This window comes from Bacteroides reticulotermitis JCM 10512, assembly GCF_000517545.1.
Lineage (GTDB): Bacteria > Bacteroidota > Bacteroidia > Bacteroidales > Bacteroidaceae > Bacteroides > Bacteroides reticulotermitis.
Genome location: NZ_BAIV01000038.1, coordinates 15706 through 36544, shown reverse-complemented (window position 1 = coordinate 36544; position 20839 = coordinate 15706). Strand labels below are relative to the sequence as shown.

Below are 20839 nucleotides of genomic sequence, written 5' to 3'. Positions count from 1 at the left end.
GTCTTTGCAGGTGGCTTCTTTTCAGGCAGAAGATCGCTGATTCTTAGGTTGCTTTCGGTGCTTGTTTATTATTTTATGTGGCCCTTTTCTTAATCGAAGAGTCTAAATCCAATGCTTAACTATGTCTTTTCATCTTTTAAATTTAAAATGTTTTCTTATTAAAATCGATTTATATATGATCCGATGGATTAGATTATTCTTTATATTTTGGATAAATAAGGAAAGATAAGCCTCTATTCATTTATTTGTGTATCAATTAATCGCTTTCTTCTTACGATTTTGTGTTAAAAGCCTTATTATTTAAACAGATATCTACATAATTAGCTAATTTTGCAAATATATTTGTTTAGCACAAAATGCCTGGTATTGACAAAAAAACTATTTTCGAAGATCTGTTCAAGCGCCATTTTAAACAGCTTTATGCACATGCATTGGGCTGGTTGCAGGATGAGGAAAGCGCTAAGGATATTGTGCACGATGCTTTCTGCTATCTTTGGGAGCATCTTGAGAGATATGATAACGTCAATTTACTCTCCTTATTATATAAACTGGTACAAAGTCGTTGCGTCAATCACATACGGCAGAACCAGGCGAAAGACAACTATATTCAATATCAACAGTTTTTCTTAGATGATGAAGTAATTGATTATGAACTATATGAAAAGAGGGTCGCTCAGATCATGAAGCGATTGGAAGAATTACCTCCACAGACTCGACGTGTGTTTACCCAATGCGTACTTTATAAAAAGAAATACAAAGAGGTTGCCGAACTTTATGAGATTAGCCCACTCACTGTAAAAACATTAGTAGCAAGAGCTTTTAAAACCTTGCGAAAACAAATTCTATTTTTCTTCTAATTAGTTGTACTCCTTTTTGAACTCATTACGTTATATTATAAGTAATGCGAGAATATGAGTAACAAAGAAGGAGAAAATATCGATTATATTTTAGAGATTCTGACAAATCCGGCGTTGGAGCAAACACCTGAATTTGCTCAGTGGATACAAAAGAAAGCGAATCGTCGACTATATATGGATGCAAAAGCTGCTCATGATAGCTTGGCTTTGGAAGAGATGGAGTTTCCGGATGTATCCAATGAATGGGATTCTTTGAAACAAGACCTCCACGAGTCGGTACTCTCTTCGATTCCCCTTGACTATACTCCGAAACCTTTCCGTAAAACTTCCTATTGGAGGTGGGGAGCAGTTGCAGCTATGCTGATTTTGGGAAGTATTATTCCGATTTTATTGCCGGTAGAGCAGCCTTTGACTCATGCGGTCGCGCTCATGCATGAGTTGACAACTCCTCAAGAGGTGATTCTAAGCAGTACTAACGGGCAAGAAATAACTCTTTCTACCGATTTTAACAGAGATTCGTTGGTAGCATTGGGTGTCAATGTCTCTGATCAAAAAGCCATTGAATATCAAAATCGGTCGTATGTGCAGGCTAAAGCAGAGATTCATACGCTGAAAACGCCTCGGGGTAAAGACTTTAAGATTACGTTAAGCGATGGAACTGAAGTGTGGCTAAATGCTGAGAGTACTTTGTACTACCCCGTCAATTTCGTAGGCGAGGAGCGTATGGTTGAACTTGAAGGAGAGGCTTACTTTAAGGTGGCAAAAGATGAAAAACATCCTTTCATTGTAAAGACAAAGAATATCACAACCCGGGTTTTGGGAACAAGCTTCAATATCAAAGATTATGCTCACAGTGATTCCCATCTCACGTTGGTTGAAGGAAAAGTAGAAGCGAGGGGTAAGCGTACCTCCATTATGCTTCATCCCGCACAAGATGCATGTTTTAATACTGATGGAACGATAAACGTACAAAAGGTAGACACTAGACTATATACTTCTTGGATAGAAGGTTATTTCTATTTTGAAGATGCCTCTCTCAGCGATATCATGAGAGATTTGGGAAGATGGTACAACTTGACTATTGAGTTTGCAGATGCACGACAGATGAACTATCATTTCACATTCTGGGCTAACCGGAAAGCTGGTATTGGGAAAGCGTTAGAACTCCTGAATCAATTGGGAAAAGTAGAAGCTAGACTTGAGAAAAACACGGTAATTATAAATAATAAATGATGCAGCCCTGAAAGAAACGTTTGAATGGGCTTATTGTTAATCCAAAACTATTTTAGAATGAAGCAAAGAGAAAAATCTCCGGATTTGTACTCCAGGGGGAAGAGACCCCTTATGAAAAGTTCGGTTCTCATGTGTCTTTTGGCCACGATGCTCCTGTTGAGTACTCAGCTATATGCTCAGCCAAAGAAGAATGTGACTATTACATTTAAGAACGAACAATTGGCTTCTGCATTGAAAAAAATCGGTAATGTCTCCGGAAGTAAGATTGTTTTCAACACAGAAGATGTGCGCGGCTTTACCACTACTTGTACTATACAGAGTGCGACTGTGGAGAAAGCGCTTGAATTGGTTATCGGCGATAAACCTTTTATCTATAAGAACGATGGTGAGTTTATCTCTGTAGTGAAGAAACGCGTTACTACCGGAGGAACACCGGCTATTGCCTCTACACAGGCTCGTGCTATCACGGGGACTGTGATTGATAGTGATAAACTGGAACTTCCCGGTGTAAACGTAGCGATCAAAGGAACGGCTAAAGGAGCGATAACAGCTACCGATGGTAGTTTCTCTGTTCTTGTGCCGATTGGTCATACGGTAACCCTCGTTTTTTCTTATGTCGGAATGGAATCTTTGGAGAAAGTGATTACAATGGGTAATGAGAATATAGGCTTAGGCAAAGTCATTCTGAATGAGGATCATTCGCAACTGGCGGAAGTTGTAGTGACGGGTGTATTTAATAAGCCTCGCGAAAGCTATACCGGAGCAGCTACTTCGTTTACCAAGAAACAATTGCAGGAATCGGGAAGTAGAAGCATGATTAGTGCTTTAAAAAACCTGGACCCCAGTTTTAATATTGCCGACAATGTGCTAATTGGCTCCGACCCAAACAGTCTGCCTTCTATTACCATTCGTGGTGCATCCAGCTTACCTACTGATGTGAAAGACCTACAGGTGAGTAGCGAAAATCAGCGGACCGCCAATCAGCCCTTATTCATTATGGACGGTTTTGAGATTACGCTAACCCGTTTCATGGACTTGGATGAGAGCCAGATTGAAAATATCACGCTTCTGAAAGATGCTAATGCGACGGCACTGTATGGTTCGAAAGGTTCGAATGGTGTGGTAGTTATTACGAGTAAAGTAATCCCTGCCGGAAAGTTGCGCATTAGTTACAAAGGTACATTGAGTATAGAAGCACCTGATTTGACGTCTTATAATCTGATGAATGCTTCGGAGAAATTGGCTTATGAGAAAGCTGCTGGACTGTATGTTGCAGATAATGCGATTGATGAGCAAGGGCTACTAGACTTATATAATAAGCGGCAATTGGACGTTACTCGGGGAGTAGATACCTATTGGCTAAAATATCCGGTTCGTACAGGAGTCGGATCCCGACATAGCTTGTCTATTGATGGCGGAAATGAAGGCCTGCGATATGGTGCGAGTATTGGTTTCAATGATGTTGAAGGCGCGATGAAAGGCTCCAGCAGAAAAGTCTTTACCGGAAATATGTTCTTACTTTATAAGCACAAAAACTGGACATTCCAGAATAATTTGCAAATAACATCTTCAAAGTCATCGAATTCTCCTTACGGCTCTTTCAATCAGTATTGTAACTTAAATTCTTACTATATGCCGTTTGGTGAAGATGGAAATCCTGAGAAAATATTAGAAAATGTGACTTATGCAAGTTTGAACTACCGGACAAATAAGGTATATAACCCATTGTATGATGCTTATTTGCCCAGTAGAAATACAAGTGAATATATAGACATTACTAATAATTTTGCTGTAGAATGGCATATTTCGCCCGAGTTGTTTGTAAGGGGACAGTTTTCGTATACGAAACAGACAACTCGTTCGGACGTCTACGTATCTGCTGAACATAGTATGTTTGATGAATTTGTGGGAGATGATTATAGTCGTAAGGGACGCTATACCATGGGTAATGGTAGCTTTAATAAATATACAGGGCAGCTAACGTTAAACTATTCGAAGGAATTTAAAGATGTACATCAGGTTTTTGCCGGACTGGGGATGACATTGGATGAATCGAAGTCGGAGTCATATTCTGTTGTAGGAGAGGGAATCTCGGTATTGAATATGGATTTTTTGGGTATGGCTAATCAATATTATAAAGATGGGCGGCCATTTGGAGTAGAATCTATTTCTCGGGATGCCGGATTCTTATTCAACTTTCGGTATACTTATGACCGACGTTACTTTTTTGATTTAAATGGAAAATATGACGGATCTTCTCAGTTTGGATCAGAGAGCCGATTTGCCCCCTTCTGGTCGACAGGAGCCGGTTGGAATATGCAGAATGAGGAGTTTCTACTGGAGCATAAATGGATAAATATAGCTCGCTTACGCGCTTCCTATGGTGTAACCGGTTCGCAAAACTTCGCTTCCTATTTGGGTTTTCGCTCTTATCAGGATTATGGAGGAAAAAGTACTCAAGGGTGGTATGGAGTCTATCTAATGGCATTTGGAAACCCTGATTTGCAGTGGCAAAAGACAACTCAGTTAAATTTAGGATTAGACTTGGAACTTTTGAATAGACGTTTGGATATTACATTTGACTGGTATAACAAAGTGACCGATGATTTATTGTCTGATGTAAACCTACCCTTATCGAGCGGTTTTCAAAATTACAAATCGAATATTGGTAAAGTTCAAAACCAGGGAGTAGAACTTTATATAAATGGTACTATTATTCAGAATGTGGAACATGATTTTCGTTGGCGAATGGGTGTGAAAATGATTCATAATAAGAATACGATAAAGTCTATATCTAACTCCTTGCAGGCGATGAATGATGACTTACTCAGCACAACAAAGGACGATTATAATCCTAGTTTTTTATATAAAGAGGGAGAGTCGATCAATACCATCTACGCTGTTCGTTCGAAAGGAATTGATCCGGGTAGCGGCAAGGAAATCTATATTAAGCAAGACGGAACTGAAACCTTTACCTGGGATGCCAAAGATCAGGTTGCTTGTGGAGTTGCTTCACCGAAGTTAGAAGGAACGGTGAATGCCTATGTCTATTGGAAAGGCCTCTCATTGAATGCTATTTTTGGATATCGCTGGGGTGGGTATGCTTATAACGCTACATTAGCCAATAAAGTTGAGAATATTTTTCCGTACAACAATGCGGATAGGCGCGTGCTGTATGATCGTTGGAAGCAGCCGGGTGATTTGGCAGCTTATAAGAGTGTGAAAGACTTCACAAAAACGCGTGCAACGACTCGCTTTCTGTTTAAAGATAATGCGTTTTACGGATCTTCGTTAAATTTAGGATATGAGTTTCCTACTGAGTGGACCCGCAAACACCTTCATCTAGAGTACCTAAGCCTTAACGGGAATGTGGAAGACTTATTTTATTGGTCGACTATCAAGAGAGAAAGAGGCACGGATTATCCGTTCTCACGAAAAGTGTCTTTTTCTATTACGGCCCGATTCTAATTAATAGTATAAAAATAAAAGGATGAAAAAGATATATATAATATATTAATAATCTGTTTTTTGGCAACCTTGACAGGTTGTAGTGATTGGTTGGATGTAACCCCGCGTTCCCAGATTAAATCTGAAATTCTATATGAAACGGAGGATGGCTATAAAAAAGCACTTAACGGGGTGTACATTCAAATAGCAGATGCTAAACTGTACGGCAAAAACACGAGTATGTACTTTACAGATGCGTTAGCGCGTTTGTGGACTGTACCTATTTTAGCTGCTGACGAAGAATTCAACCGGATATCTAATTTTGATTATACCAACAACAAAGTTGAAGAGTTGATCTCTACGATTTGGCTGAATTATTATGCATCAATCGCTCAGTTGAACGATATGCTTGCTAATCTAGAAAAAGAGGATGGCTCGAAGTTTCAATACAACAATGACCAACTTCTGAAAGGGGAAGCTACTGGATTGAGGGCTTTTCTACATTTAGAAGTCTTGCGTCTTTTCGGACCGGTACCCGATCTGGCTACTGATTCGGAAATCTGTATTCCGTATGTAACTGAGATGACTAACAATCCTTCTAAACTTGTTTCTAAATCTTGGAGAGAGGTTATCACGGCAATTGAAAATGATTTGACTACTGCAGAAAAAATATTGGAAAAATATGATCCATTGGTATATGTGAGCTTGGATTCTTTAAATTCGTCTTATTATATAGGGAAAGGAAACGCGCCTAAAGATGAATGGCAATTTTATCGTCAAGGGCGTTTTAATTATTTTGCTACATTAGGTACGAAAGCGCGTTTATATCATTGGATTGGCGATGAAGAAAAGGCTGTTTCATATGCAAAAGAAGTCATAGAATCCCAAAAGATAAAACTGGTTGATGCAACATCTTATAATGCGGGTAAAGCGAGCCTGGAAATGTGTGAAGAGTATCTTTTGGGAGCGTATAATCCTGATATACAACAGGTATTAGAACCCTTGTTTAAGTCGACTAAGGCTAAATTAACAATGGGGCTTGTGGCTTTAAACAATGTATATGAAAGTTCAACGCATACTAGTGATATCCGTTATACCAAGAATCGATATTGGGAGCAGAAGACTTATGTTACAGGTGCCATCAGGCATTTCTATAAGTATATAGGCAATGATCTTATTAAGGCTAAAAATACTGTACCACTACTAAGATTGGCTGAAATTTATTTTATTCTGATTGAAAATCTGCCATTGGCTGAAGTGAAGCCCTATTTTGTGGAATTTCGCGCGGCTCGAAGCATGAATCCATCCATTGATGATACATCAGTGGCTAATGAAACAGCTTTACTTAATCGGTTGGAGTATGAATACCGTAAGGATTTCTATGGTGAAGGGCAACTATTCTTCTTTTATAAAAAGCATCAGTATGCAGCATATAGTCTACCTGCTAAGGTAACTCTACCCAGCGGTGCATATGTAGTACCGAAACCTAAGGGCCAAATTAACTTTGAATAAAATTGAAATTACATGAAAACAATACCATTTTATATAAATATATTGCTGCTACTTTTAGTAACAGCTTCTTGTAAAGAGAATGAAGCTCTTTTTTATGAAAACGATCCTGCCATCTATTTTGCCAATGAACCGAACGTCATGAATGGGCAGTTGGACAGCATTCCTTACTCTTTTTTTATTGAACCTAATAGTGTTGTAGATGATACTGTCCATGTGAAAGTGTGCTTGAGTGGACTGCTTGCTGATTATGATCGTCCAATCAAGTTGATACAAACGAATGTCGGAGAGGAAGATGCAGCGGTCCCCGGAGTACATTTTATCGCATTCGATGATCCTTCAGTTGTTGACTCTGTTTGTATCCCTAGAGGGAAGGCCGTGGCCTATATTCCAGTTGTATTGTTGCGTGATGTAAGTCTAAAATCCAAAGAAAAACGATTGAAGTTGGCTGTGGGGCAAAATGAGTATTTCCGCCCGGGTGTTGATAAGCTTAGGAACTTTACTGTGACTGTAGCTGATTTTACCATCAAGCCAAAGTTATGGGATATTGTGTGGAAGATTTACTTCGGACCAACGTTTGGCAGTGTGAAACTGAAATTTATAATCCAGGTTACCGGTTTTACGGATTTTGATTCATACCCAACTGATTTTCAGTTAGGAGATCATCTATCAATAGTTTTTCAGCAAAAGTTAGCAGAATATAATGAGGCACATCCGGACAACCCTCTTGCGGAAGCGGATGGCACGTTGGTTGGTTTTTATTAAAAGGTAGGAGGATAAATTATGAAAAATAGAATGAAGTATTTGTATCTGTTAAGTCTGCTTCTGCTTGGTGTTTCTTGCATAGGCGATACGGGTAACTACGAGTATGTAAGTGCGAAAGAGATCCTTCCGGTTACAATTTCAGGACTGCCTGATAAGTATTCAGTTGTTCGATCGGAAAGGTTGCATTTTGCTCCGGAAGTTGATATCGAAAATAATTCGGAGCGTTATACCTATTCTTGGTTTATAACAGAAGGTACAACAGATGGCACACGGCCTACTCGCAGGTATTTGGCTGATACTAAAGATTTAGATTACCGGGTATTGTTGAATGCCGGAGCTTGGAAACTCAGTTTTGAAGTTATTGATCTGGAGAGAGATATATACAAGCGACATGAAATACAATTAACGATTACCGCTACTCCCGTTAGCTTAGGGTGGTATATATTGAAAGATATAAATGATGAGACAGACTTCGATTTCGTCAATAAGGAGGGTGAGATGTATGTGGATGTATTGAAATCGACTGATAGTCAGCTAGCAGGGAAAGCTGTTTCTATGCTTTATCAACCCGGGCAGTATTATCAACTCTTCTAATGGGGACGGAACATCTAGCCTTCTCGGTAACCAAAAGGTGTTTCATATTCTGAGCACAAAGGATATTCGCGTGTTTGATGCGAGGAGCATGGCTTTGTTTAAAACGTTCGAAGATGTCTTTTATATTGCACCGGAGCAGTGTAATCCGCAAGAGATAGCCCGTTGTTCTAGTTCTGCGCTCTTCCTTCTGAATGCTGGGAAAGTTCACAGCATCTACACAATGAGCCCACATTATGGGAAGTTTGCAGATCCTAAATTAGGTAATTATTCTTTTTTTGAGAGAATGATTGCTGGTGGAAGTGTAGGTGTCTTGGTTTTTGATACTAAGACAAACTCTTTTTGTTCAATTATAGTGAATTCACCGACTGTGGATCCTGTCCCTGATAAACCAGTCGAGTCTACGGTTAACGGTCCTACTTCCGTGACTAATATGCCTTATTCACTTGTTAAGATGGAAATTGGTGAATCTACTTCATCGGGTGTTTCGGCCTTTGCTTTGATGAAACATGTTTCAACTGGCGAATATTATTTGGCGCAATTACTTTATACCGGTTCAAACGCTTATCCAATTGTTGACTTCAATCTTGTTCCTAATGAGTATTTGCTGCCTGATGCGGACTTGATAGCAGCCCCAGCAAGCGGTGATTTTGTTTATTTCGCGAAGGATAATAAAGTGTATACCTACATAGGAGCGTCTGCTGAAGCAGAAAAACAGCGATTGTTGCTGGAATTTGCTCCCAATGAGAAAGTTACTTATATCAAACATTTTTATTATCCGAATGCTCCCGCAGACTATAGTTATTTAGCAATTCTGACCAATGTTGATTCAAAATGGAAGTTGCGCATCTATACTCCGAAAGGAGTTGGCGAGTTAGAGCCGGGTATAGTGGCGGAGTACGAAGGAGAAGGTAATGGTCGTTACGTAATGTATCGCAATTAATAAATAGTTAGAGCATGAAAAAACAAATAGTAACAGCTTTGATGCTGACACTGAGCCTGTGTTTGAGTGCACAGAATGTATCTGTGATTACAGGATGCTGGAAGGAGAAACCGGTTAATGCCGACAAAATCGGGCTTTACCAGATTGAAAATTGTAGTCTGGTAGAACTTGGTAGTTCGCGGATTGATGCGGATGGCAGTTTTGTGCTGGCGTTTGCTCCGAAGAAAGAAGGATTCTATGCTATGGCACAGAATCCACAACAGTCAATGTACCGCTATATATTCTATTTCAAGCCGGGTGATAATCTGAGCTTTGAGATCAACGGTGATGACTATACCTTAACCGGGAAAAATACTCCTGAGAATCTGGAGATCGCTAAATGGCAAGACTTGGTTTACCCCATTGAGTCGAAGGCGATCTATTTCTTTAGAAAGAACAGCACGTATAAAGACTTTTTTCCAACTTTGGCGGATCTGCTGCCTCAAATAAAGGCTTATCCGAAAGCTAAGACCGGTAACAAATTGTTTGATGCGGCTTTTGAAGAGTATAAGAAAGTGAACCTCTATGAGATAACTCTGACTTTTACCAATACACCGCGCTCGGCACATCCGGAGGCGAAAGATTATCCAAACTTCTATCGTGAGCTAAGTATAGCCGATATCTCGGCGACTCCTTTTCTACTGAACTACCCGGGTGGAATACACTTATTTACTTCGTGTAAGAATGTACAATACCGGGCAGATACGTCACTCGATCTGGAAACCTGTTTAAAGCTCCAAAGAGAGAGCTTTGATCTAGCTCTGGGGGAAATTATCGACAACACGCTTAAAGGGGAGTATATGCTCGCAAATGCGCGAACCTTTCAGAGCTATCCAGGCTTGATGGACTATAAGGCGAAGTATGGCAAATATCTGATAACCGAAGACCAGCAGAAGCGCTTTAGAGATGCTTTGGCAAAAGTAGATAAGAACGAAACCGGAAACGTGGCAACCAATTTCAAATTCCCCGATATCAATGGGAAAGAAGTATTCTTGACGGACTTTAAAGGCAAATTGGTTTATATCGATATTTGGGCTACTTGGTGCGCTCCCTGTAAAGGTGAAATCCCTTTCCTGAAAGAGCTTGAAGAGCAGTATCGCGGCAAGAATATTGAGTTTGTAAGCGTTTCGGTCGATAAGGAAAAAGACAAGCAGAAATGGTTGGATATGGTTAAGGAAAAAGAACTCTCGGGCGTTCAGCTTTTTGCCGGTGCCCGGAGTGAGGATATATCTGTCCCCTATAATCTTAAAGGTATTCCTCGATTTATTTTGGTTGGTGCGGATGGCAATTTGATTAGCGGAGATGCTCCGCGTCCGTCCTCCAAGGAAATTAAAGTCCTATTGGACACTAGTTTGAAATAAACTCTTTCTCACTCGTTTTAATGTAACTGGGTGGAGCATCTGCAATCGGAGACGATTGTAGATGCTCCTTTTTATGGGTATTCGAACTCAATCGTTTCTTCAGCAGCAGCCTTTAATAACGCATGTAAGTCTTTCTTTGCCTTAAGTAAGAACAAGTGTCCGTTCGTATTATAGTTCGTTAAAAAGCTGTACTTTACATCAAATCTGAACAAATTTGGGGGAGAATTGGGACAATATTGCAAGGTAAACCCGTTTTATTTTGCTATTTTTGCATCGTGTACGCAAACGAAGTGCACTTGGCTAAACAGTTTATTCAGTAACTATAAATAATGAAGTATGAAAACAAATTATGAAATTCGCTATGCAGCGCATCCCGAAGATGCAAAAAGTTATGATACGTCGAGAATTCGTCGCGACTTTTTGATTGAAAACGTATTTGTTTCCAACGAAGTGAATATGGTGTACTCCATGTACGACCGTATGGTAGTAGGAGGCGCGCTTCCGGTAGGAGAGGTGCTGACGCTTGAAGCGATTGATCCGTTGAAAGCTCCGTTCTTCCTTACACGCCGTGAAATGGGTATTTTCAATGTCGGAGGCCCCGGCGTAGTGAAGGCTGGAGACGCCGTTTTCGAACTTGGATACAAGGAAGCCCTCTATTTGGGTTCGGGTGATCGGTTGGTCACATTCGAAAGCAAGGATGCTGCCAAGCCGGCTAAGTTTTATTTCAACTCGGTGACTGCGCATCGCAACTATCCCGATCGTAAAGTGACAAAGGCTGATGCCGTAGTTGCTGAAATGGGATCGCTGGAAGGCTCCAATCATCGGAACATTAATAAGATGCTAGTCAATGAGGTGTTGCCCACCTGTCAGCTTCAAATGGGAATGACTGAGTTAGCACCGGGAAGCGTTTGGAATACCATGCCCGCTCACGTGCATAGCCGTCGCATGGAAGCCTATTTCTATTTTGAGATTCCCGAGGAACACGCTATCTGTCACTTCATGGGAGAGGTAGACGAAACACGTCACGTCTGGATGAAGGGTGATCAGGCAGTACTTTCGCCCGAATGGTCTATCCACTCGGCAGCTGCTACACATAACTATACCTTTATTTGGGGTATGGGAGGAGAAAACCTCAATTATGGCGACCAGGATTTCTCATTGATTACCGATCTGAAATAATAGCTCTGTAAAATCGACTGACGGGCAGGAGAGCGTGGGAGCGTAGTGCTTCGCGTCTGCTGTTCGCATGCTAGATAAATAACCTTTTTAAAACAATAAATTCATTATGGTAAACTTTTCATTAGAAGGCAAAGTAGCACTGGTGACCGGTGCTTCTTATGGAATTGGTTTTGCTATCGCAAGTGCTTATGCTAAAGCCGGTGCAAAAATCGTTTTCAACGACATTAAACAAGAGTTGGTAGACAAAGGATTGGCTGCTTACAAAGCAGAAGGAATCGATGCTAAAGGCTATGTATGCGATGTAACCAACGAAGATCAAGTAATCAGCATGGTTGCTCAGATCGAAAAAGAAGTAGGTTCTGTAGATATTCTGGTAAACAACGCCGGTATCATCAAGCGCGTTCCTATGCACGAGATGAGTGCAGCCGAATTCCGTCAGGTGATTGATGTTGACTTGAACGCTCCGTTTATCTTAGCCAAGGCAGTAATTCCTGCTATGATGAAGAAAGGACACGGAAAAATTATCAATATCTGCTCCATGATGAGTGAACTTGGTCGTGAAACCGTATCTGCTTACGCAGCTGCTAAAGGTGGTTTGAAGATGCTTACTCGTAACATTGCTTCCGAGTATGGCGAACACAACATCCAGTGTAACGGTATCGGCCCGGGTTATATTGCAACTCCGCAGACTGCACCGTTACGTGAACTTCAGGCAGATGGCTCACGTCACCCGTTCGACCAATTCATTATTGCTAAGACACCGGCTGCTCGTTGGGGAACTCCGGAAGACTTGACAGGGCCTGCTGTGTTCCTGGCTTCTAAGGCTTCTGACTTCGTAAACGGACATGTTCTTTACGTAGATGGCGGTATATTGGCTTATATCGGTAAGCAACCGAAATAATCGCTGATTATAGCGTATAATAAAATTAGATAAGGTGACAAAGTGGTTTACTGCTTGTCACCTTATTGTTTATTATCTTAAATCTATTCAATTGCCAATGATCATTTATAATAGTACTATTATATGAAAAAGATATTGATTCTGATAGCTGCCGCCTTTATGAGCTTCTCCTGTGCCGATGGGAAACGTTCGATGACTGTAACCGTTACCAATCCGCTGGCATTGGAGCGTAGCGGCGAAATGGTAGAAATCCCCATGAGCGATGTCGTCGACCGCTTGCAGTTGCCCGACACGGCTCAAATCATCGTGCTCAATATGGACGGGCTGCAAGTCCCTTATCAGGTGACCTATGACGGTAAAGTGATCTTCGCAGTCTCCACAGAGGCCAATGGTACGGCTATTTATACCATTCAAGCCGGTACTCCCGATCCTTTCAACGTTATTGCCTGTGGGCGTTACTACCCCGAACGGATGGATGACGTAGCTTGGGAGAATGATCTCGCAGGTTTTCGTGCCTACGGGCCCGGTATGGAGGCTCGGGGCGAACGTGGATTCGGATACGATGTGTTTACGAAGTATAACACCACCGAGCCTGTTGTAGAAGCCCGCTATGCGCTTGAGCTCGATCCGGAGAAGCGTGCTAAGATTGCCGAACTGAAAAAGACCGATCCACAGGCAGCTGCTGAATTGGGACGCGCTATTTCCTATCACATTGACCACGGGAACGGCATGGACTGCTATGCAGTAGGTCCTACACTCGGAGGCGGTACTACGGCTCTGATGGACGGTGATGCTATTATCTATCCATACGCCTATCGGGTGCAGGAAATCCTCGATAATGGGCCTCTACGCTTTACTGTAAGGCTGGAATATAAGCCCATGGTAGTCCGCGGTGATTCTAACGTGGTAGAAAGCCGTCTGATTTCATTGGATGCAGGTTCTTACCTGAATAAGACCGTTGTTTCTTATACCAATTTGAAGGAAGTGGCTACTTTAGCTACCGGTATCGTACTTCACGAACCGATGGGGCGGTTGTGGCAGATGCGGCTAATGGCTACATCACCTATGTTGATCCTACGGGCGATCCGAATGCCGGTAACGGCAAGATGTTTATGGGTGCTGCTTTCCCTGCGCAGGTAAAAGAGGCGAAAGCCGTTCTTTTTTCCGAGAAAGAGAAAAAAGAAGAACGTGCGGGAGCCGATGGTCACGTACTGGCGATCAGCGAATACGAACCCGGTTCGGAATATACCTATTATTGGGGTTCCGCTTGGGACAAGGCGGCTATTAAGTCGGCCGATGCCTGGAATAAATACATGGCTGAGTATGCGCAAAAGCTGCGTGCTCCGCTTACCGTTACGTATTGATCCGACACACTTCTATAAAGAAAGGGCGGCCATTTGGCTGCCTTTTTTTGTTGTCAACCCTTTGTATTCCCTCTTCTTTTTGTGATTAACCTGCCCTTTGCCTCTTGGGTACGGCTGTTTTTTTTCTTCGATCCCATCTTCTAAGCAGCGGAGTCGCTGTTTCTAATTCGTTCCACCCGGGTTGTTGTTGCGTTCCACCTAGGTTATTCTTTCGTTCGACCCGGGTATTTGTTTCGTTCGACCCGGGTCGAACGAAGCAACCTTTTAAATAAAATACGACCTTTTTTATCCGGAAGAACTGAATGTTTCCTCAGAATTGTATATTACTTTGGAAATTAAGCCTGATTGACATATTGTACACTTATCTTTTGTTTTTAATACTTTTAAGGATTGTAATGATTGAAAAGAGTATACATTGCATTGAAATATGCTTGCATATAGATATTGGATTATCTTTTTTAAGCGTATATTAATGTTAAATAGTTGATTGCATTTATAAACGTAATTAATGCAAAAATAGTATTTAGTATAACTTTTATATGCTGTCTAAAAGTTAGATTAAATGCTATTATTGTGTGTGAAAGTGTGTTTATATGAATATAAAGTATAATAAGGGCGATTTGAGCGCTTTTAAAAGGATAATCGGATAAAACAAGTGTGTTTTATAAAATATTTTAAGAAATTACTTTGATTTCACTATAAAGTATATATATTTGCAAAAATCGCAAAAGGTATTAACTAATTTAATCCTATTTTAGGAATTTAAAAAAGGAATTATGAAGGTAAAATTAATGTTACTCTTAGTCTGCTTGCTTACCGGGATAGGCTTGATGAACGCTCAGACTTCTAGGAAGATTACAGGGGTAGTTTTTTCAGAAGAGGACAATCAGCCCGTGGTTGGAGCATCAGTGTTAATTAAAGGAACAAATGTGGGTACAACGACCGATATCGACGGTAAGTTTTCGATCAGTAGTGTGCCCGGTTCAGCGAAAACTTTGCAAATCAGTTATATTGGTATGCAGACTCAAACAGTATCCATTACATCCTCTCTGATGCGGATCGTGTTGAAGCCGGATTCGGAAATGCTGGATGAAGTAGTGATTACTGGTATGCAGAAGATGGATAAGCGTCTTTTTACGGGAGCGGCGGATCAGTTATCGGCTGCTAATGTGAAGATTGACGGTATGCCCGAAATCAGCCGCGCGTTGGAAGGCCGTTCGGCGGGAGTTTCCGTTCAGAATGTATCCGGTACGTTCGGTACGGCTCCGAAAATCCGCGTGCGTGGAGCAACTTCCATTTATGGTAGTTCCAAGCCCTATGGGTCGTTGACGGCGTAATCATGGAAGATGTGACTGAAGTGAGTGCCGATGCGCTATCGTCCGGTAATGCGGAAACGTTGATCTCTTCTGCTGTGGCGGGCTTGAATGCCGACGATATTGAAAGCTTTCAGATCCTGAAAGACGGTTCGGCTACCTCCATCTATGGAGCACGTGCCATGGCGGGTGTAATTGTAGTTACGACCAAGCGGGGAAAGGCCGGAACAAGCCGTATTAACTATACAGGTGAGTTTACCGTGCGTATGAAGCCCAAGTATAACGATTTCAATATCATGAACTCTCAGGAACAAATGGGCGTCTATAAAGAACTCGAGAATGCTGGTTATCTGACTCTTGCCGGTACTTTTCGGGCGTCAAACAGTGGCGTTTACGGTAAGATGTACCACCTGATCAACACGTACAATCCGGCTACCGGAGGTTACGCGTTACTTAATACGGAAGAAGCGCGTAATGCGTATTTGCGCGAAGCGGAATACCGGAATACCGATTGGTTTGACGAGCTGTTCAATACGAATGTGATGCAGAATCATGCAGTCAGTCTTTCTACCGGTTCTGAGAAAGCCTCTTATTATGCTTCACTCAGCTATATGCATGACCCGGGATGGTCGAAGCAAAGTACCGTTCAGCGCTATACGGTGAATGTGAATGCGCTTTATCATTTAACGAAGCAGTTGGAACTGAACTTGATTGGGAATGCGGCCTACCGTAAGCAAAAGGCTCCGGGCACGCTGGATCGGATATTGATGTAGTGAGTGGAGAAGTGAAACGAGATTTCGATATCAATCCGTACTCTTATGCGTTGAATACATCCCGTACCCTCGATCCGAACGAGTATTACGTGCGCAACTACGCTCCATTTAATATTATGAACGAGCTGAATAATAATTTTATGGATTTGAATGTGCTTGATAGTAAATTTCAGGCTGAATTAAAATATCGACCGATCTCCAAATTGGAATTGGCTGTCTTGGGAGCCTATAAATACTCTAATACTACGCAATCGCATTACATCAAAGACTACTCCAATCAGGCATGGGCCTACCGGGCTATGGACGATGCGACTATGCGTGACGCCAACCCTTGGCTTTATACGGATCCCGACAAAGCGAACTCATTGCCGGTAAGCGTACTTCCCGTGGGTGGGTTTTATAAAGAGACCAAATACTCGATGAATAGTTGGGATTTCCGTGCAACAGCAAGCTACAATGATGTTTTCAACGATAAACACATCTTTAACTTCTTCGGAGGTATGGAGGCGAATTCTGTTGATCGTAATGAGACCTGGTTCAATGGTGCTGGTATGCAGTATGATATGGGTATGCTTGCCGCTTATGACTATCTCTACTTCAAGCAGGGCAGTGAAGAAAATGCTCAGTATTATACTGTGAAGCCAACCAGTACCCGCTCGGTAGCATTCTTTGGTACGGCCACTTACTCTTATCAGAGAAGGTATACCGTGAGTGGTACCGTGCGTTATGAGGGTACCAATAAACTGGGAAAATCGACCAGCGCCCGTTGGTTGCCAACCTGGAATATTTCCGGAGCATGGAATGCGCATGAAGAGAAATTCTGGAAGGATTTGGAGCCGACTGTTTCTAACTTCACCCTGAAGGCTTCGTATTCGCTAACCGCCGACCGTGGTCCCGCTAATGTGTCCAATTCACTTGCGATTGTTCAGAGCTATAACCCCTGGCGTCCTTTTACGAATGTGAAAGAGAGCGGATTGTATATTAAAGAAGCCGAAAACAGAGAACTTACCTATGAGAAAAAGCATGAGTTGAATATCGGTGCTGAAATAGGGTTCCTTGACAATCGCATCAACTTCGCAACTGATTGGTATAAACGTAACAATTACGACTTGATCGGCTTGGTTAATACACCGGGTACCGGTCTTAAAATCACCAAGTTTGCCAATGTGGCCAGCATGAAGAGCCATGGTATTGAATTTACATTATCAACCAAGAATATCGTGGGCCAAGATTTTAGCTGGAATACGGATTTTATCTTTTCACACGCTAAAAATGAGGTTACCGACCTGCACTCGAACGCACGTGTGATCGAAATGATTACCGGTACCGGCTTTACCATGGAAGGCTATCCCGTTCGCTCCCTTTTCTCTATTGATTTCCAAGGGTTGAATAAGTACGGTCTGCCGACCTTTATCAATGAAAATGGAGAGAAAACAGTTAGTGATTTAAACTTCCAGGAAACTATAAAGAAAGAGCATCTGGTGTACGAAGGCCCAACAGACCCTACGATTACCGGTAGCTTCGGCAATACATTCCGTTATAAAGGTTTCAACCTGAATTTGTTCTTGACTTATTCGTTTGGTAATGTGGTTCGCCTGGACCCTGTATTTAAAAATCAGTACACCGACTTAACCTCTATGCCACGCGAGTTCAAAAATCGTTGGACGTTGCCCGGTGACGAGCAGAAAACGGACATTCCGGTCATCGCTGATAAAATAAAGAATCAGAGTGATTCGCAGTTGAACTACGCATACAATGCCTATAACTATTCGACGGCTCGTGTTGCCAAGGGTGATTTCATACGTATGAAAGAGGTGGCATTTGGCTATGATTTCCCGAAGAAGTGGATAGAGCCGTGGAAACTGAACAACCTCTCGTTGAAGTTCCAGGCTACCAACCTCTTCCTGATCTATGCAGATAAGAAGTTGAACGGTCAGGACCCGGAATTCTTTAACACCGGTGGTGTGGCGGCTCCTGTACCTAGACAGTTTACCTTAACATTACGTGTCGGACTCTAAAAATAGTAGAAGATTATGAAAAGAATACATCAAATATACATGCTTGCTATAGGAGCCGCAATGACTTTGTCCTCCTGTAACGATTTCTTGGACAAGATGCCGGATAGCCGGACCGAAGTGGATAATGAGAAGAAGATAACGGCGATTTTGGTATCCGCCTATTCTCAGAACTATCCAATTATGGCCTACGAAATATCGTCGGACAACACGATGGATAATGGGGCCAATTACGATCCTTTCTGGAAGTCAATAACTCAGGCCTATCGCTGGGAAGATGTCACCGAAATAGATGACGATGACCCGAAAGGTATTTGGGAAGGATGTTATGGTGCGATTTCTTCTGCCAACATGGCTTTGCAGGCGATCGAAGAGTTGGGGAATCCCGCCAACTTGAATGGTCAACGAGGTGAAGCGTTGATTTGTCGCGCTTATTGGCATTTTGTACTAGCTAATACGTTCTGCGTTGCATACAACCCGCAGACAGCTGATGTGGATATGGGAATTCCTTATACCTTGGAACCTGAGACGAAGCCTGTTACGCTGCCGAGTCGCGGTACCATGGCTGAGCTTTATGCCTACATTGCCAAAGATGTCGAAGAGGCACTTCCGCTGATCAATGACGATATTTATTCCGTTCCTAAATACCACTTTAACCGAAAAGCTGCGTATGCTTTTGCTACTCGGTTCTACCTATTTTATACCCATGCCGACAAGTCCAACTATGCCAAGGCTATCGAGTATGCGAATAAGGTGCTAGGAACGGGCAACCCAAGCGGTCTGCTGCGTGATTGGACTACCTTGAACAATCTTCCGACCGACTTGTCGCTGATTGGTGATACCTATATTTCGGCAAATGACCCGTCTAACCTGTTGATTACTCCAATTCTGTCGGTTTGGGGATATGCACACGGACCGTATTCGGGACGTAATAGACGTTATGGAAATGCGAATACGCTTTTTGCACGGGAAGGTGCACAGGCTACCGGCCCTTGGGGAAGTTCCTCTAATCTTCGTACGGTAAAGAAGTTGTTTGGGTTATCTCAAAAAATATTCGTACCGAAGATGAACGCTTATTTCGAATATACCGATAAAGCAGCCGGCATCGGATTGCTGCATTTAGTAGTTCCTATGTTTACTACGGACGAAACCTTGCTTTGTCGGGCTGAGGCTTACATTCTGAATAATAATCCGGAAGCCGGTGTGAAAGATATAAACTATTGGCTCAAGAGTCATTCAGTGACCTATCAGGCAAAGAGTACCGCTGACTTGGTGTCTTTCTATTCCGGAGTAGCCTATATGCCTACGGTGCCTGAAAGTATGAGTCAGCGTACCATCAAAAAGAAACTTAACCCCGTTGGTTTTACCGTGACAGAGGGTGAGCAAGAAAACTTGATCCAATGCGTATTGCATTTGCGCCGGGTAGAAACGGTTCATGAAGGCTTGCGTTGGCTTGATGTGAAGCGCTATGGCATTGAGATCTCTCACAACCGCGATGGCGAAGAGGCGGATGTACTGACTAAAGATGATTTGCGCCGTGCTTGGCAACTTCCACAGGATGTAGTTGCAGCTGGTATTCCGGGAAACCCGCGCAAGTGATTGGACGATTTGTGAAATTATAAAATAGCTAGAATATGAAAAAGATATATTATTTAATAACACTGTTGGGCGTTCTGGTTTCATTGGCGGCGTGTAACAACGATACAGATCTAGACCCCAGAAGTATATTCCCCGACGGGGTAGATAAAGCCACACAGAATGATTTTGACCGCTGGGTCCTGACTAATTATACCTATCCGTACAATATACAGTTCGAATACCGTTATTCGGATAAAGAAGCACATGTTGAATATGATGTGGTTCCGGCGGAATATGATAAATCGATTGCCGTTGCCAAGTTGGTAAAGCATTTATGGGTAGATGCTTATAATGAGCTGGTAGGACGTGATTTTTTGCGTCAATATTCACCTCGCATGATTCAACTTATTGGCTCGGCAGAGTACAAAGAAGATGGTTCGGAGGTGCTGGGTACTGCGGAAGGGGGAATGAAAATCTTCTTGAATAAAGTGAACTTATTGGATATTGAAAACCCGGATTTGGAAATTATCAAATTCTATTTTATCAAAACAATGTATCATGAGTTCGGTCATATCCTTCAACAGACAAAGAATTATTCAACGGACTTTAATGCCATTTCTACCGATTATCAAGGGCCTAGTTGGGTGAATGTCGGCGACTACGAGAATAGTGGTAGTACGGAGGCACTCGAAATGGGCTTTATCAGTGCGTATGCTTCTTCGGAGGCGGGCGAGGATTTCGTTGAAATCTTATCTTTCTATGTCGTTTACGGAAAGGAATACTGGGAAAATATGCTTAGTCTTGCCGGTGAAAGTGGAGCGACCAAGATGCTTTTAAAATATGCGTTGATTAAAGACTACTTGGACATTAAGTGGGGTATTGACATCGAGAAACTGGAGCAGATTGTGCAGCGTCGTATGGGCGAGATCTCAGAATTGAACCTGGAATCATTGGATTAACAACTAAATAGA

Annotated in this window: 12 protein-coding genes and 2 pseudogenes; all 14 read left to right on the top strand. The window is 42.1% G+C overall.

Going from position 1 to position 20839, the window contains the following annotated elements; genetic code table 11:
• The first annotated feature begins 356 nt into the window (after positions 1-356).
• On the top strand, positions 357-857 hold the full coding sequence (locus JCM10512_RS18805) for a sigma-70 family RNA polymerase sigma factor (RefSeq protein ID WP_044165298.1): 501 nt from the start codon (positions 357-359) through the stop codon (positions 855-857).
• Positions 858-911: 54 nt separating this feature from the next.
• Complete coding sequence (locus JCM10512_RS18800; RefSeq protein ID WP_052517299.1) at positions 912-2090, top strand: FecR family protein; 1179 nt, start codon at positions 912-914, stop codon at positions 2088-2090.
• 111 nt (positions 2091-2201) lie between these two features.
• Complete coding sequence (locus JCM10512_RS18795; protein ID WP_158332240.1) at positions 2202-5558, top strand: SusC/RagA family TonB-linked outer membrane protein; 3357 nt, start codon at positions 2202-2204, stop codon at positions 5556-5558.
• 60 nt (positions 5559-5618) lie between these two features.
• Entirely contained in the window at positions 5619-7049 is a 1431-nt protein-coding gene (locus JCM10512_RS18790) for a RagB/SusD family nutrient uptake outer membrane protein (RefSeq protein WP_044165296.1), read from the top strand.
• Positions 7050-7061: 12 nt separating this feature from the next.
• Positions 7062-7811, top strand: coding sequence for a DUF4843 domain-containing protein (locus JCM10512_RS18785; protein WP_081741490.1), 750 nt, complete (start codon positions 7062-7064; stop codon positions 7809-7811).
• Positions 7812-7829: 18 nt separating this feature from the next.
• A complete protein-coding gene (locus tag JCM10512_RS18780; RefSeq protein WP_081741488.1) occupies positions 7830-8405 on the top strand; it encodes a PKD-like family lipoprotein in 576 nt (191 codons plus the stop codon).
• An 88-nt stretch (positions 8406-8493) separates the two neighbouring features.
• Positions 8494-9345, top strand: a complete 852-nt coding sequence (locus JCM10512_RS18775) for a hypothetical protein (protein WP_044165292.1) — start codon at positions 8494-8496, stop codon at positions 9343-9345.
• A gap of 14 nt (positions 9346-9359) precedes the next feature.
• Positions 9360-10745 carry a TlpA family protein disulfide reductase gene (locus tag JCM10512_RS18770; RefSeq protein WP_044165291.1) on the top strand — a complete coding sequence of 462 codons (1386 nt, stop codon included), beginning with the start codon at positions 9360-9362 and terminating at the stop codon, positions 10743-10745.
• Between the two features lie 336 nt (positions 10746-11081).
• The gene (kduI, locus tag JCM10512_RS18765) at positions 11082-11924 is read left to right on the top strand and encodes a 5-dehydro-4-deoxy-D-glucuronate isomerase (RefSeq protein ID WP_044165288.1); all 843 of its coding nucleotides are present in this window, start codon (positions 11082-11084) and stop codon (positions 11922-11924) included.
• Positions 11925-12030: 106 nt separating this feature from the next.
• Positions 12031-12825 (top strand): gluconate 5-dehydrogenase, encoded by a 795-nt coding sequence (locus tag JCM10512_RS18760; RefSeq protein ID WP_044165286.1) that lies wholly within the window; start codon positions 12031-12033, stop codon positions 12823-12825.
• A 123-nt stretch (positions 12826-12948) separates the two neighbouring features.
• Positions 12949-14189: pseudogene (locus tag JCM10512_RS18755) on the top strand (BT3233 family polysaccharide utilization protein).
• 776 nt (positions 14190-14965) lie between these two features.
• Positions 14966-18293: pseudogene (locus tag JCM10512_RS18750) on the top strand (SusC/RagA family TonB-linked outer membrane protein).
• A gap of 15 nt (positions 18294-18308) precedes the next feature.
• Positions 18309-19889 (top strand): RagB/SusD family nutrient uptake outer membrane protein, encoded by a 1581-nt coding sequence (locus JCM10512_RS18745; protein ID WP_044165285.1) that lies wholly within the window; start codon positions 18309-18311, stop codon positions 19887-19889.
• 35 nt (positions 19890-19924) lie between these two features.
• The gene (locus tag JCM10512_RS18740; RefSeq protein WP_044165284.1) at positions 19925-20827 is read left to right on the top strand and encodes a zinc-binding metallopeptidase; all 903 of its coding nucleotides are present in this window, start codon (positions 19925-19927) and stop codon (positions 20825-20827) included.
• Positions 20828-20839 lie beyond the last annotated feature (12 nt).